Origin of the sequence: Deinococcus cellulosilyticus NBRC 106333 = KACC 11606, from assembly GCF_007990775.1 — a bacterium.
Taxonomy (GTDB): domain Bacteria; phylum Deinococcota; class Deinococci; order Deinococcales; family Deinococcaceae; genus Deinococcus_C; species Deinococcus_C cellulosilyticus.
In genome coordinates this window covers 168678-182963 of record NZ_BJXB01000009.1, presented here as the reverse complement: position 1 = coordinate 182963, position 14286 = coordinate 168678, and the positions used below count along the sequence as shown (strand labels likewise).

14 protein-coding genes are annotated in these 14286 nt (G+C 55.3%); 8 read left to right on the top strand and 6 right to left on the bottom strand.

The features are described 5' to 3' along the window. Positions 1-4: 4 nt before the first annotated feature. From DC3_RS11945 to DC3_RS11935, 3 genes are all read left to right on the top strand, one after another. Positions 5-409, top strand: coding sequence for an SHOCT domain-containing protein (locus tag DC3_RS11945; RefSeq protein ID WP_146884623.1), 405 nt, complete (start codon positions 5-7; stop codon positions 407-409). A 117-nt stretch (positions 410-526) separates the two neighbouring features. Further along, entirely contained in the window at positions 527-1201 is a 675-nt protein-coding gene (locus tag DC3_RS11940; protein ID WP_146884604.1) for a response regulator, read from the top strand. 8 nt (positions 1202-1209) lie between these two features. Continuing rightward, on the top strand, positions 1210-2484 hold the full coding sequence (locus DC3_RS11935) for a sensor histidine kinase (protein WP_146884603.1): 1275 nt from the start codon (positions 1210-1212) through the stop codon (positions 2482-2484). Positions 2485-2496: 12 nt separating this feature from the next. Here the strand turns inward: DC3_RS11935 and DC3_RS11930 are convergent, their stop codons facing one another. The 3 genes from DC3_RS11930 to DC3_RS11920 all read right to left on the bottom strand — a co-directional run bounded on the left by DC3_RS11930 (position 2497) and on the right by DC3_RS11920 (position 5108). Next, entirely contained in the window at positions 2497-3123 is a 627-nt protein-coding gene (locus tag DC3_RS11930; RefSeq protein ID WP_146884602.1) for a hypothetical protein, read from the bottom strand. Between the two features lie 171 nt (positions 3124-3294). Next, on the bottom strand, positions 3295-4518 hold the full coding sequence (locus DC3_RS11925) for a cation:proton antiporter (RefSeq protein WP_186815983.1): 1224 nt from the start codon (positions 4516-4518) through the stop codon (positions 3295-3297). A gap of 110 nt (positions 4519-4628) precedes the next feature. Then, positions 4629-5108, bottom strand: a complete 480-nt coding sequence (locus tag DC3_RS11920; RefSeq protein ID WP_146884600.1) for a cation:proton antiporter regulatory subunit — start codon at positions 5106-5108, stop codon at positions 4629-4631. A gap of 251 nt (positions 5109-5359) precedes the next feature. Here DC3_RS11920 and DC3_RS11915 point away from each other — a divergent pair, with 251 nt between their 5' ends. Both DC3_RS11915 and DC3_RS11910 read left to right on the top strand, forming a co-directional pair. Further along, positions 5360-5542, top strand: a complete 183-nt coding sequence (locus tag DC3_RS11915; protein ID WP_146884599.1) for a hypothetical protein — start codon at positions 5360-5362, stop codon at positions 5540-5542. A gap of 372 nt (positions 5543-5914) precedes the next feature. Continuing rightward, positions 5915-6934, top strand: a complete 1020-nt coding sequence (locus tag DC3_RS11910; protein ID WP_146884598.1) for a PEGA domain-containing protein — start codon at positions 5915-5917, stop codon at positions 6932-6934. A 129-nt stretch (positions 6935-7063) separates the two neighbouring features. Here the strand turns inward: DC3_RS11910 and DC3_RS29115 are convergent, their stop codons facing one another. Both DC3_RS29115 and DC3_RS11905 read right to left on the bottom strand, forming a co-directional pair. Then, entirely contained in the window at positions 7064-7237 is a 174-nt protein-coding gene (locus DC3_RS29115; RefSeq protein ID WP_186815982.1) for a hypothetical protein, read from the bottom strand. A gap of 87 nt (positions 7238-7324) precedes the next feature. Beyond that, complete coding sequence (locus DC3_RS11905; RefSeq protein WP_146884597.1) at positions 7325-9217, bottom strand: glycoside hydrolase family 127 protein; 1893 nt, start codon at positions 9215-9217, stop codon at positions 7325-7327. Between the two features lie 218 nt (positions 9218-9435). On the opposite strand from DC3_RS11905, the gene DC3_RS11900 reads away from it, so the two are divergent. Both DC3_RS11900 and DC3_RS11895 read left to right on the top strand, forming a co-directional pair. Then, the gene (locus tag DC3_RS11900; protein WP_146884596.1) at positions 9436-10248 is read left to right on the top strand and encodes a helix-turn-helix transcriptional regulator; all 813 of its coding nucleotides are present in this window, start codon (positions 9436-9438) and stop codon (positions 10246-10248) included. Between the two features lie 108 nt (positions 10249-10356). After that, positions 10357-11637 (top strand): alpha-amylase family glycosyl hydrolase, encoded by a 1281-nt coding sequence (locus DC3_RS11895; RefSeq protein WP_146884595.1) that lies wholly within the window; start codon positions 10357-10359, stop codon positions 11635-11637. 65 nt (positions 11638-11702) lie between these two features. Here DC3_RS11895 and DC3_RS11890 read toward each other — a convergent pair whose 3' ends face one another. Continuing rightward, positions 11703-13010: an RNA-guided endonuclease InsQ/TnpB family protein gene (locus DC3_RS11890; RefSeq protein WP_146884594.1), complete on the bottom strand. Its 1308-nt coding sequence runs from the start codon at positions 13008-13010 to the stop codon at positions 11703-11705. 140 nt (positions 13011-13150) lie between these two features. On the opposite strand from DC3_RS11890, the gene DC3_RS11885 reads away from it, so the two are divergent. Next, positions 13151-14260, top strand: coding sequence for a phytase (locus DC3_RS11885; protein WP_246130640.1), 1110 nt, complete (start codon positions 13151-13153; stop codon positions 14258-14260). Positions 14261-14286 lie beyond the last annotated feature (26 nt).

Genomic DNA, 14286 nt, shown 5'->3' with positions numbered 1-14286 from the left:
CCCTATGTTTGAATCAGGAATCGGTTTTGGACTGGGCTTTCTGAATTTTGTAGGCACGGTCCTGTTCTTTGTGTTCATCTTTGGCCTGCTGCGCATGCTTGCCTTTGGAGGCCCCTGTGGAGGAAGACGCCACTGGAAGAAAATGAAGCACCTGCGCCAGCAGTTTGGTGACCACAGCAACGCCACCCACATCGTCCGTGAACGCTACGCCCGTGGAGAAATTGACCGCGAGGAGTACCAGAACCTGATGGCTGGTCTGGGGGTCAAAAAAGAAGAGGAAGTGGCAACAGAGTGGCGTCCTCCCTTTATGGCTACTGACCGCGCTCTGGAAGTGGCCCGTTACCGTCTGGCCCAGGGAGAAATCACCCCCGAGGAGTATGAGGCCATCCGTAAAGCCCTGGAAAGCTGAGGGCTGCATTCCAGACCATTCAGGGACAGGCACCCACCTGTCCCTTTGATTCATTTCTGAGATTCTCTTCGCTGACTGCTGATTGCTGACGGCTCCCGAGGGTGTAGCATGAAACACATGGCCCAGACCATCCTGATCGTTGAAGATGAAGCCCGCCTTGCCGAGATTCTGGAAGACTACCTGAAACGGGAAGGCTTTCAGACGGAGCGGGCCAAGAATGGGGTGCAGGCTCTGGAGCTGTGGCGTGCTGCGCAACCCGATCTGATCCTGCTGGACCTGATGCTGCCTCTGCTGGACGGATTTGAAGTGGCACGTCGGGTGAGGGCAGAGTCTGATCTGCCCATCATCATGCTGACGGCCAGAGATGACGAGGTGGACAAACTGGTTGGCCTGGGACTTGGAGCAGATGACTACGTGGTCAAACCCTACAGCCCAAGAGAGGTCATTGCCAGGGTCAAAGCTGTGCTCAGAAGGGCAAAGGGGCAGGTGATGGCCCCGGAGGTGTACCGGGTGGGTGCGCTGGAAGTGAACCTCGGAGCCTTTGAGGTGCGCTGCGAAGGCCAGATCATGGACCTCACCACCAGTGAAATCAAGCTGCTGGCCCTGCTGGCAAAAGAACCCAACCGGGTCAGGCAACGTGCAGAGTTGCTGGCTGTCACTGGAGATGCTGCCGCCTACGCCGATGAACGCACGGTGGACGCCCACATCAAGAACATCCGCCGCAAGCTCGGTCCTTACGGGGACCGGATTGACACGGTGCGGGGCGTGGGCTACAAGCTCATGGTGCACTGAGGGGAAACATGGGCCACAAAAGACACACTGAAAAGCACTGCGAACCCCCCTTCAAATCGCATTTTGAACACCCCCTCGAACAGCACCCTTTCGGGCACTTCAGGCGCATGCGAAAAATCCTGCGCGAGAACCCCGAGTTGCGGGAAAAATTCAGCAAGGGGCGCAAGTTCAGGAAGCAGGGCTGGGGAATTCGCAAGAGGCTGACGGTGATTTTTGCGTTTGTGGCCCTGGCAGCCGTGTTCCTGAACACCTGGTTTACACTGGGCTCGGTGTACAGTGCCCTCTTTCCAGATGCCCCGGAAGCCTACAAGCATGCGTTCTGGAAATGGAAACACATGACGGGTCCAGAACACGCCCAGGCCCGTGAGGTGTTCCAGCGCATCACGGGAACGGCGTTCATGTCTGCGATGTTTTCCTTTTTTCTGGCCTCGATGGCTGCCGGAGCAGTGACCCGCATTTTCACCTCCCCCCTGATCAAACTCACCGAAGGGGCAAAGCGTCTGGAGCGTGGAGAAAGGGGCCTCAAGTTGCGCCTCCCTTCCATGCACAGTGAACTGCGCACCCTCACCGAGGCCTTCAACAACCTGGTGACTGGCCTGGAGCGCCAGGAAAACTGGAGGCGCAATCTGGTGGCCGACATCGCCCATGACCTGAGAACCCCCCTTGCAGTGATGCGCTCAGAAATCGAAGCCATGCAAGATGGAGTGACCCCAACAGATGAACAGGCACTGGATCGACTTCACCATCAGGTGATGCTGCTTTCCCAGCTGGTCACGGACCTGCGCACCTTATCACTGGCAGAAAGTGGCGGGATGCAACTGAGAACCGAAACCCTCAAGCTTCAGGACTTCCTGAGGGATGTCGTTCAGGCCTACCAGCGCAGGGCAGGGGACCTGGGGCTGGAGATTGTGCTGGAGACCATCCCCCCATCACTCACAGCTGTGTTTGATCCTGCCCAGATCACCCGTGTGCTCAACAACCTGCTGGAAAACGCCACCAATTACGCCCAGGGGCCCATTGAGATTCAGGCCCGCAGGACGGAAAGAGGGACCCAGATCACCGTCAGAGACCACGGATCAGGCATCCCTCCCGAGGCCCTGGAGCGGGTTTTCGAGCGGTTTTACAAGGGGGATTTTTCCAGAACCCGCCAGAGCAGGGGAGATGGCGGCTCAGGTCTGGGCCTCCCCATTGCCAGGGCCATCGTGGAGGCGCACGGTGGAACCCTGGAGGCAGGCAACCATCCAGAGGGGGGGGCCATTTTCACCCTGCTGTTTGGCAAGTGAGTTGCAGAGGATTCACTGTATGGCTGGCATCTGATCAGGCACAAAACCCCCTGTGCGGAGGTCAAAGCGGACACTCTGGCTGGGGTTGCCTGATTGAAAATCGAGTCTGAGTGCATTTCCTGGCAATTGTGAAGTGACCGTTCCACCCTGAATGAAAGGTGTTGCGAACACAAGCACCTGATTTGCAGGGGTCAGAAAAGTGCTCTGGTCTGGGAACACTTGCACAGCACCCACTGGACCGGGAGAAAAGAACTGGCCATTGACTTCAGCACCCTGCGCCAGACCAGCGGTGACCATCTGGGAATTTCGATTGACGAGCTGGAAACGGTCTGGCGTGCCTCCATCCTGAGGTCCAGCGTCCTGTAAAAACATGTTCTGATACATGTATTTTCGGCCAGGTTGTGCAGGGAGGGTGGAATCCATGATGATCTCACTGCCAGGCTGCAGCTGGGACTGGGAGGTGTAGATCTCATAATTTTCCTCCCAGGTGATGACATTGCTCATGTATGGAGAAAATGCAATCCAGGTCACCGAGGGCCAGGCGTCTGGTCCAGATTTGACCAGAGCCACCTGCAGCCCGCTTTGCTGGAAAACCTCAAGGTCGTTCTGGGAGAAGTGAAGGTTCAACTGGTGCATCATGGTTTTTCCTTTCTGTTGCAGGTGCAGCTGACTTGCACTGCAGGTGTGCAGCTCAATGGAGCAAGACGTTGAAAGAAGATGCCCGCAGCATAACGTCCAGCCCTGCACAGTGCATCCGGGAATCACCCTATGCTGATGCGGTTTGAAAGCAAAACCTGGGATTTAACTTCTTCAATCCCCTGCAGTGCCCTCAAACCGCTGAATGAACCTGCGTTCTGCAAGCCATCGGGTGAGGGGAATGTGGTAGGAGCTCACCACCACACCCAGCAGGATGGTCAGCAGCACGTAGGCACTGGTGAGTTCATACAGTTCGGTTTTCTGGATCTGGGAGAGGAGCGGACTGCTCACGGCCAGACCAGCGATCACCAGACTGAATTCCCCTCTGGGGAGCAGCATCAGGCCGTGTCCCACTGCCGCACGCAGGCTCAGCCCGGTGGCCTTCCCGGCAAAGAACCCGGTGATGGTCTTGCTGAAGAGGGTGAACAGCAGCAGAGGAATTGCGGTCAGCAGGGAACCCAGCAAAGCCAGGGCTTCCACCTTCAGGCCGAACCCCAGAAAAAATGCCCCCACAGCCACATCTCGCCATGGGGTCAAAACCTCTTCCACCTCGTGCATGCGGCTCAGTTCGCCCACCAGTGCACCCAGCAAGAAAGCCGCAACTGCATCTGGAAAGGACATCAGGTGGGCCAGGGCTGCGAACATCGCCACCCCGCCCAGCATCAGAAGCACCAGTTGCTCTTTGCTCTGGCCTTCCATGATTTTTTCCAGCATCGGGCGTCCGAAACGCAGGAGCACCACATAAATCACGGCAAAACCGATCACCCCGAGGAGTTTCTGCCAGATGTTGCCTCCGGTAAAGACACTGAGGGTACCCAGGTACAGGATCATGGCCAGGTCTTCAAAAATCAGCACACCCAGGGTGCGTTCCGCTTCCGGGAGTGCCACCTGCTGCCGCTCGGTCAGCATGCGGATGATCACCCCGGAACTGCTCACGTAGGTGATGCCTGCCAGAAACACGCACTGCCAGAACCCAAACCCCAGCATCAGTCCCACAGCGAATCCCAGAGGCAGGTTGAGGAGGTCCAGCATGCCAGATTTCAGGATGGTGCCCCTCGCTTCCAGAAAACGCTTCAGCGAGAATTCCAGACCAATGAAAAACATCAGCAGCACCACACCAATCTCTGATAGGGCTGCAGTGATCTCGGATGGGTAAATGATGGGCAGTGGACCCATCGGGCCACACAGGAAGCCCAGCACGATGTAACCGAGCAGGGCAGGCAATTTGAGCCACTGGGCCACAAGACCACTCAACCACAGACCCAGACCAATGAGGCCCAGTTCTCCCAGGGCTCCGAGGGATTCCACGAAATGCTTCAGTCCATCTGCGTAAGGCAAAATGATCTCCTCTTTAAACTGTGTTCAGAAGGTCGTGTTCAAAAGGCAAGAGACCTGATGGGAAGTCAGGTCTGAAAACAGGGCAGAAAGGGCTCAAGCAAAGGTAAAAATCACATCAGCAGGACACTGGCTTTTTTGATCTGCAGGTCATTGCCGATCAACACCAGGGTGTCCCCGAGTTGCAGGACTTCAGAGACCTGGGGGTTGGGGATGGCCTCATCGCCCCGCATGATGGCAATCACACTGGCTCCGGTGAGGGCACGCAGGTTCAGTTCACCCAGCGTGTGCCCGACACAGCTCACCCCTTCCGATAAGGTGATCCACTCCAGTTGCAGCTTGCCGAGCACCAGTTCGATTTCCTCCTTGAGGGCAGGTTTGGAGAAATTCGCACCGAGCAGGGTGGCAAATTGCTGGGCTTCTTCAGGATTGAACTGCACGGTGTCGCAAGGGATGTCGTCTTTCCCCTTGAAGTGGTACATTTCGCGGGTGCCGTCCGGTTTGGAGATGACGGTGACACTGCCTCCAGAGCGCAGTTTCATGATGTATTTGCGACCCACACCAGGGAGGGTGCTCTCGATGACTTCGACCATGCTTCAAGTGTACTGTGTGATGGGGCCTGACATTCCGCTGTCTCTCACAGTGGAATGTCAGGGTTTTCAGTGCATGATTTCAGCAGCTTCAGGAGAGGACCTGATGGATTTTGTGTCTGACGGTTGAGTCGTGGCCCAAGATCCTCTGACCAGCAGGAGGGCGGGTGTCCAGCCTGCCCAGACCATTGTGCTCAGTCCTTCTGAAAGAAGTAAGATTCAAAAGGATTTCAAACATTTCCAGGGAGGACAACATGTTGATCATGTGCAGGATTCTGGTCAAAAGCACCAACGACAGGCAAATTGAACAACTGGTGGGTTTTTATGCTGTTCCCAGGGTTGGGGATCACGTTCAGATCAATGGTCAGAAAGGTCTGGTGGTTCAGGTGGTTCACCATGTGGACACCTCACCACCAGACATCCACATAGACCTTTAAAAGGCCCTGCACCTGTTCCGTACCAGAGAATTGTTGCGGAACAGGTGTTTAAAGAGGGCCTCTGTTTTTTACAACATTTCTTTTTTGCAAAGACATCGAATGATTTGTATCAAGCATGGCAGATGTGAAGGCATTGCCCTGTTGTTTGTGGGTTTTGAAGATCGAAAAACAAGTTGAATCTGATCAACCCGGATGTCTTTCTGAAGATCGCTTCATGAAGTTTACCTTAACCGCAAAAAATAAACCCCGGATAAAGATTTCAGCCCGAAATTATGATGGTTGCCACATGAGCAGGGTGGAAGATAACAGCATCTTCAGCCCACGATCAGCCCTCCATCAGCCTGTGGGGGCGGTCAAAAGGAAGGTTTAGCAATGAAACACATGAAAAACATCCTGACAGGACTTCTGCTTTTCGGAACCCTTGCCCCTGTGGCTTTTGCAGCACCCCAGATCAGCCCTCAACGCATCATCGTGAATCCCATCCAGACTTCTCTCAACGCCAAAGTCTGGCTGAACAAAGCTGCTGACAACTCTGGGTATGCCACTTACACTCCCGGCGAGCGTGTGACCATCAAAGCCAGCGTAAATGAAGACAGTTACCTGTATGTCTTCAGTGTGGATGTCGCCGGTGAAGTCACCCAGATCTTCCCCAACGAGTACGCCAGTGACAACTTCGTTGAAGGCGGTCAGACTGTGACCCTGCCCAGTGAAGGGGACAGCTACACCCTTGAAACCGATGATGACATTGGTGTGGGGAAGGTCTTTGCTGTGGCCAGCCGTGACCCCCTGGATTTCACGGACATTCTGGACATCAAGAACAATGCTGTCTTTGCTGTGTACTCTGGAGGTGGACAGGAAGCCTTTGCCCGCGAAGTCAGTGGCATCCTGAACAGCATCCCCGACAACGACTGGACCAGCGATGTGGTGCTGTACCGCACCCGTCAGGTGCAGACCCAGAGTGGTGAACTGAAGGTGTCCACCAATGTCAACAATGCCAAGGTGTACCTCGATGGCCGCCTCATTGGTGATGCTGGAGTGACCCTTGCCAACCTGGCCCCTGGAACCTACCAGTTGAAAGTGGTTGCGAATGGCTATGTGACCTACTCGACCCCCATCACCATCAAGCAGGACAAACTGGTGAACCTGACCGTCAACCTGCGCCAGACCCCCACCACCAAGGCCAATCTGAATCTGGTGCTGAACGTCAAGAATGCCAAGGTGTACATGAATGGTCAGTACCTGGGCAAAACCACCACAGGCAAGTTCACCACCAGCCTGACCAAAAACAAGCCTTACAAGATCTCTGTGGTCGCCACGGGATACACCAACTTTGCTCTGAACGTGACCCTGAACACCAGCAAGACGGTCTACATCAACCTGAAGCGCCGTTAAACCCTGCTTTCAAGCCTTTGAATCAAAGTGCCTCACACATCTTGTGTGAGGCACTTTTTGAGCCATCTGTATGGAAGGTTTTCCATCTGTACATCCTGTTGACACAGGCCATCTCACAGGAGCAGCAATTCAGAAAAATTGGCAGGTTTCTGGCTTTGAAGGATTGCAGGTGAAACCAATTCCGCTGCCCGTCTGCAGGGTGACGTTCTGCCACTTGCCCTGTGTGGTCAGCTCAGGTTTACCGTAGGGTCGTTTTGCTTTCTTGTGATGTTCTGCAGATAAGCCTTCAGTGGAGGGGGTCATGTTTCAGTATGGCATCACACAGTTCGAAAAAGCAATAGATTGTGCACATTCCCTGGTCAACAACCTGCTCAAAACGTGAGTTTCTGCTCAGGACTGATCCAGCCAGACTTGCATGCGTCCTGCTTCCCGATTGGCCCAGGCATAATAAGGGACAAGCGTGATGTTTACAGCAACCCTTGAAGCCTGAAGGTCTCTGGCATTGCGGTACAGCTTGTGCTCCCATCCTTGCTGCAACTGTGAGGTGCCTGGCCCCACCAGCACCACTGCATTGTTGAGCTGTTCGTGGTGTTGAACCTTCAAAGAGGTTTCCTCAGGCAACACCAGATCCCGCACATCTGTAGCGTGATCCGTGCCTTCTGCGCAATACAACAGAGGTCCCCTGAAAACACTGACTTTGCCGCTGCTGTCCATCACATGGGGATGGCTCACCACGTAACGCACAGGCATCTCCAGATTCAGGTCGATGGTGGTGCTGCCCTGCCAGTTGCGCTGGAGTTGAAAATATCCCTGTTGTGCCTGTTGTTCTGCCTCACCCATCACCTTGACTGTCGCCTGCTCACACCATGCAGGGATGCGCAGATTGAGGCTGAACGTTCCCGTTCCCTCGATCACCAGACGCACACGCCCATCCCACGGATAATTCGTCTGCTGTTCAATTTTGACTGTTGGGCCATCTGGCAGTTCAATGACACTGGTCGACTGGGCATACAGGTGCACATGAACAGCACTTTCACTGGTGCTGTAAAAGTATCCAGGCAGCGTGGCGAGGAGTCTTGCAGCATTGGGAGGACAGCAGGCACACCCGAACCAGCCCTGACGCCGGTGCTCGGAACCTGCCGCCAGAGGATTCACGTAAAAGTACGACTGTCCATCCAGGGAGACCCCGGGCAGGGCGGCATTGTACAGCTGATGCTCAATCAAATCGGCATATTTCACTTCACCTGTCAAAGAGAGCATCCGCTGGGACCACATGATGGAGCCCACTGCAGCGCAGGTCTCGTTGTAAGCACTTTCACTGGGCAGTTCGTAATCCAGACCAAAACCTTCAGTGTAATGCCTGGGGCCAATCCCGCCATTGACGGACATGCGTTTTTCGGTCATGTTGTGCCACTGGGCTTCCAGAGCGTCTTCTAACGCCTGTTCCCCTGTTTCCAGCACCAGATCAGCGGCTCCTGCACTCAGGTACACCATGCGTACTGCATGACCCGTGACCTCTTTCAGGTCACGAAAGGGTTTGTGGTCCTGACCGTAACTTCCCCAGAACACCCACACCCTGTCTCTGGCGAGTCCATGACCCCGGGCATCCAGAAAATACTGCGCAAGGTCGAGGTACCGCCTGGTCCCAGTTTCCCTGTAGAGTTCCACCAGAGCCATCTCGACTTCTGGATGCCCATCGACCCAGGGCTTTTTCCCCTGTTCAGCAGGTCCGAAGATTTCAGCCATGTGATTTGCGTACTTTTCCGAGGCGGTCAGCAAACGGGGGTTTCCTGTCGTGCGGTGCAGGGCCACTGCAGCCTGAAACAGGTGCCCAGCACAGTACAGCTCATGTGCTCCACTCTCTGTGAAACGTTCTTTTTCCCGCTCAAACATGAAAAAGGTGTTGAGGTAGCCGTTTGCACACTGGGCACCTTCAATGAGGGAGACCAGTTCATCCACCTGCCTGTGCAGCTCGGGATTTGAGCCCTCTGCCAGCGTCCAGGCTGCAGCTTCCAGCCACTTGTAGGCATCAGAATCTGCAAAAACGGGACCTTCAAAATGCAGTTCAGTCTGTCCTGCCGCACGGCGGAAGTTGTTCAGGCATCCGGTTTCCTCCAGTTTGAGGAATTGGGTGGGCAGGGTCTTCAGGCGGTTGGTTTCCCGTCTGGGGGTCCAGAAAGCATCTTGCAAACGAACCTGTTGCAAAGGCACTGGTTGCAACTGGGCATGCGGGCTGTGTTCGGTGCGAATGACTTGAATGTTGCGGGTTGAAGTCTGGGTCATGGTTCCTCCAAAAATCAAACGACAGGAACAGCGCGACAGAAGTGTCTGTCGCAGGGAGGGTTTGGCAGTGCTGCCAGTGGAGGGCGAGCCGACAGCCCGCCCCTGCAGATGTCGATTCAGATGCTTGCTGCTGTGAGGTCATCTTGACACCTTCCATTCCTGTGAACAAGACTGAGATCACCTGAAAAAGGAAACCGATTCCGACCACTTCTTACCCCATGACCCTGACCCTGCATCCTCAACTTCCCATCCGCTGCGATCTGGCAGGCCTCTTTGTGTCCCGAGGGGTGGGCACCCATCCAGACCGGGTGGTGGATTTTCATGAGGTCATCTTTGTGCGAGAGGGCACCCTGTTCATTGCTGAAGATGGGAAGCATTACGCTGTGAATGCAGGAGAAGCCCTGATTCTGTTGCCTGGAAAAAGGCACTGGGGATTTGAGCCCTACCAGAAGGAACTCTCTTTCTTCTGGTTGCATTTTTATGTGCAGGACACTGCAGGTCCCCAGGAAATGGTGCTGCCGAAGCATGTGCAGGTGCAGCGTCCCGAGCACCTCAGCGCCCTTTTTCGCCGGTTGCTGGACGAGCAGGAAATCCCTGGTCATGCCCCCATCACCTGTGATCTGCTGGCCCTGCTCATCCTCACCGGGTTGAGCCATTCCGAGGGGACACCTGCGGCACCCAGAAACTCCCTCAACCGCATTGCCAGTGAAGCCCAGGCCTACATTGCCCTGCACCACCAAGAACTGCTCAGTTCCAGTCGAATCGCCCGTGCCCTGGGATACAATAGCGACTACCTTGGACGCGCATTCAGATCTGTTTATGGGCATACCCTCACCGAGGCAATCAACCGTTACCGGGTGCGCAGGGCCTGTGTGCTGCTGTTGAACACCCATGACACCATCGAATCCATTGCCCATGCCTGTGGATTTCGTGAGGTGATCTATTTCCGCCGGGTGTTCCGTGAACTTGAGGGCGTCACTCCATCCAGTTACCGCAAATTGCACGCCCAGATGTTCGTGAATACAGAGTGACAGTCGCCGGGTCTGCAAGTGTAGGGAAAAGTTCATCAGGAAACAGGGACTGTCCTTTAAACTGTTGGAAGCGCATCCAAATTGCACACGCAAACCGAGGAGTTTCCCATGAAAAAATGGCTGTTGTTGATTGGCCTTTCCCTGTCCATCCCTGCAAAAGCAGAAATGCTGCCTGTTCCAGAATGGATGTCTTCTGCCACCGTCTATCAGGTCTTCATTCGCAACCACACGGCAGAGGGAACCTTTCAGGCTGCCCTTCCCACCCTGGCAGATGCAAAAGACCTCGGGGTGAACACCATCTACCTGCTGCCTTTTTACCCCACAGGAGAGAAGGAGCGCAAAGGCACCCTCGGAAGCCCCTACTCGGTGAAAGATTACACGGCTGTTGATCCTGCCCAGGGCAATCTGGAAGACTTCAAAGCCTATGTGGACGAAGCCCACCGTCTGGGCCTGAAGGTGATGATCGACATCGTTTTCAACCACACTGCATGGGACAACCCCCTGATCACCGACCACCCGGATTGGTTTCTGAAAAACAGAGAGGGGAAAATCATCCCTCCCAACCCTGAGTGGTCAGATGTGGCCGCCCTGGACACCTCCAGGCCAGAAGTGCAGAAATTTCTGATCTCGGTGGGCGAGTTCTGGTTGAAGCAGGGGGTGGATGGGTTCCGGGCAGACCATTCCAGTGGGGTTCCCCTCAGCTTCTGGCAGAAGTTTCGCATTGCCATGAAAGCCATCAACCCTGAAGTGCTGCTCCTTGCGGAAACAGGAAATGCTCCCTACCATGACCGTGCCTTTGACCTGTCCTACGACTGGGATGGAATGTCCAGGGTGGTGGGGGCAGGCCTCAACCTGATCTCTGCCAATCGGTTTTTTGATTACCAGAACGTCTTCCCAAACGTGCCCAAACTGCGCTATCTGGAGAACCACGATCAGGAACGCATTGCCAGCAAACTGACGGCAGACTTCCAGCAGAAGGCCGCTGCAGGGCTTCTGCTCACAGAGCCTGGGGTGCCCCTGATCTACGCAGGCCAGGAAGTGGGCCTGACCGGGCGTCCCAGCCTGTTTGATCCTGCACCGCTGGACTGGAACAGAGGAAACCAGGACTTGAGAGGGGTCTACCAGAAACTGCTGACCACCAGGGCAAAACTGCCAGCCCTCCACACCGGAGACCTGCGCCTGATTGCAGGACAGCCGCGCAATGTCGCAGCTTTTGTGCGGTTCACGCCTCAGCAAAAAGTGGTCGTGCTGATCAACTTCGCTGGAACCCCACAGGAAGTGAACCTGCCCTGGGCAAAGACCTGGAACGAACAGGTCACAGGAAAAACCATTCCTGGCGGCAAATGGAAGCTGCAGCCCGGAGAAACCCAGATCCTGCTGGACCGCTGAACCGCTGGTGTTCTGATCTGTGCATGACGCAGCGCCCCTAACATCTGCGGTGTCATGACCAACGGCTAAAGCCGTTGGCTTGTATCTGGACTCCACCGCAATTCCGAGTACCTTTTCAGGCGCTCGACTTTGGTCTCAACGTCCGACACATCGGGGATGCATGACAAACACCCCGTACTGGCCCAGTCTTGCCGGACCAGCAATGCCCTCAGTCCCACGTTCCTTGCCCCAACGAGGTCGGCATGCAGTTGATACCCACAACTTTCACAGGCAAACATCAAGCCCTTCTCAGGCCTGTTCCCCCGAGAGCAGTGTCCACATCTCGGGCAGGTTTGACTGGTGTAATGGGCATCCACCTTGACCACCATCGATCCACGCAATGCAGCTTTGTACGCCAGGAAGCCCTGCAATTCAGCGTAACTCCACCTTGCACGTCTACGGTTTGCCTTTCTTTGCTGTTCAGAACTGTGGGGTCTAGACCGTCTTTCGGTGCGATCACGAACATGGGTCAGTTCTTCAACTCCAATGAAGGCTTGGGGAAAGGTTTTCAGGATTTGAACGGCAAGAGAACTGTTGGTGTCAGCAATAAACCGTCTTTCCCGTCCCGACAACATCACCAGACGGCGCGTGGCGGAACGGGTGCCTTTTTGCTGAAGCGACTTGCGGGCCTTTAGAAAACGTTCTGCTTTGCGCAGGGTTGCTTTGCCCGATTTGAAAAGGGTTTTTCCAGAGGTGTTCGATGCTGTGGCCAGGTAGCGCATGCCCACGTCCACACCCACCACCTGTTTGTGGCTGGAGGGCTCAGGATCAGACAGTTCAATGGTCAGGGGAACCAGCAAGAAATACTGCTTCCTGGCTTTGCTGTACCAGAGCTTTGCTGTTCCCATCTCAGCACCGTTGGCGATGAACTCAAGGTGTTTGGCATAGCCCTCGTAGGGGAGGACCAGGCGGCCTTTCAGGGTCATGATGCTGACCTGCTGGCCTTTCTTGAACGAGTAATCGCGCTGGTACTGGTAGCTGAGGGTGCGGGAAACAAACCTGGGTGGGTTGTCCAATCCCTTGTACCGCCTGGCTTTTGGGTTCAGCTCACGGGCCACTTTGCTTTGCTTGACTTTCGTCCAGAGGGTTTTGTAGGCGGCTCCAACGTAACGGGGAACCGAGCAGGCCATTTGGGCACCCAATCCGAAGCGTTCCCGCAAGGTCTTGTAGACCTCTTGCTGAATTTTGGCGGCATTGGAGGTTTTCTCCATCTCGAACGCCTTTTGAGAGGTGTAGTTGAGGGCATCCCGGTAAGCCAGAGTCACCTGATCCAACTGGGTTTTCTGTTCCCTGTTGTGACATAACTTCAGTTTGGCGGTCAGCGTCAACTTCACATAAGGAGTATACCGTGCTATGTGAACATCAGGCAACAGTATGAAGCCTTCGCAAGGGCAATCGGCACAACTGCGCCACCAGGGTTCTGCCTCCCATGCATGGTTCAAACCATGGGCTTCTCACCCCGGACTCCCTTTTTGTGAAAAAAGCACTCATCACCCTGACCCTGATGTTCGGATTTTCTGCCCATGCACAGATGCCTTCCATTCCTGCCCTGTATGAAACGGCAGTTGCCCTTGACCCTGCCGATTCCGATGATCCTGCCATCTGGGTGCACCCCACCCACCCGAGTCTGAGCATGGTGGTGGCCACCCACAAGGATGCAGGCCTCACCGTGTTTGACCTCAGTGGCCGCACCCTGCAGGACATCAACCCTGGCAATGTGCGGTACAACAATGTGGATGTGGTCTACGGATTCAGGCTCGGCAACCGCACTGTGGACCTTGCCATAGCTTCAGACCGCAAGAATGACCGTCTGGCCATTTTTGAAATTCAGCGGGCTTCTCGCAAGCTCAAAGAGGTGACCCAGCAGGGCATTCCTCTGGTGTTCACGGCTGCTGGAGCAAAATCTGACGGCACCAACACCGCCTATGGCCTTGCCGCCTACCAGACCCGTGAAGGCCAATACCGCGTGTTTGTCAGCCAGCGCAAGCATGGCCGTGTGGCAGAACTGGAACTGGTCACAGATGGGAAAACCGTGGGAAGCCGTCTCGTGCGCTTCATTGACCTCCCACAGCAGAAAGTGGATGATCCCCAGGTGGAAGGCATGGTGGTGGACACCGACCACGGCATCCTCTACATGGGACAGGAGAAGGTGGGCATCTGGAAACTGAGCCTGCAGGATGCACAGGCGCAACCCCAGCTGATTCACGCTGTCAAACCCACAGGACAGCATCTGGAGGCCGACGTGGAAGGCCTGACCATCTATGACGCTGGAAACGGCCAGGGGTACCTGCTTGCCAGCAGCCAGGGGGACAACACTTTTGTGGTCTATGACCGCCAGGCGAATAACCGTTACCTGGGTTCGTTCAAGGTGGCTGGGGGTTCCCTTGATGGCTCTGAAGAGTGTGATGGTGCGATGGTCAGCAGCATCAACTTCGGTCCCCGTTTCCCACAGGGTCTCCTGGTGGTGCAGGATGGTTACGTGAAAGGGGTGGAAGGACAGACCAACTTCAAACTGGTCTCCTGGACCGACATTGCAGAAGCGCTGGGCCTGCAGATCAGTGTCCAGACCGCTGCTCGCAGATGAATGCAGTGAGGCCTGGAGCCACCTGA

Coding starts and splice junctions, on each gene's coding strand:
- DC3_RS11945 (WP_146884623.1), top strand. CDS start 5: ATGTTTGAATCAGGAATCGGTTTTGGACTGGGCTTTCTGAATTTTGTA.
- DC3_RS11940 (WP_146884604.1), top strand. CDS start 527: ATGGCCCAGACCATCCTGATCGTTGAAGATGAAGCCCGCCTTGCCGAG.
- DC3_RS11935 (WP_146884603.1), top strand. CDS start 1,210: ATGGGCCACAAAAGACACACTGAAAAGCACTGCGAACCCCCCTTCAAA.
- DC3_RS11930 (WP_146884602.1), bottom strand. CDS start 3,123: ATGATGCACCAGTTGAACCTTCACTTCTCCCAGAACGACCTTGAGGTT.
- DC3_RS11920 (WP_146884600.1), bottom strand. CDS start 5,108: ATGGTCGAAGTCATCGAGAGCACCCTCCCTGGTGTGGGTCGCAAATAC.
- DC3_RS11915 (WP_146884599.1), top strand. CDS start 5,360: ATGTTGATCATGTGCAGGATTCTGGTCAAAAGCACCAACGACAGGCAA.
- DC3_RS11910 (WP_146884598.1), top strand. CDS start 5,915: ATGAAACACATGAAAAACATCCTGACAGGACTTCTGCTTTTCGGAACC.
- DC3_RS29115 (WP_186815982.1), bottom strand. CDS start 7,237: ATGACCCCCTCCACTGAAGGCTTATCTGCAGAACATCACAAGAAAGCA.
- DC3_RS11905 (WP_146884597.1), bottom strand. CDS start 9,217: ATGACCCAGACTTCAACCCGCAACATTCAAGTCATTCGCACCGAACAC.
- DC3_RS11900 (WP_146884596.1), top strand. CDS start 9,436: ATGACCCTGACCCTGCATCCTCAACTTCCCATCCGCTGCGATCTGGCA.
- DC3_RS11895 (WP_146884595.1), top strand. CDS start 10,357: ATGAAAAAATGGCTGTTGTTGATTGGCCTTTCCCTGTCCATCCCTGCA.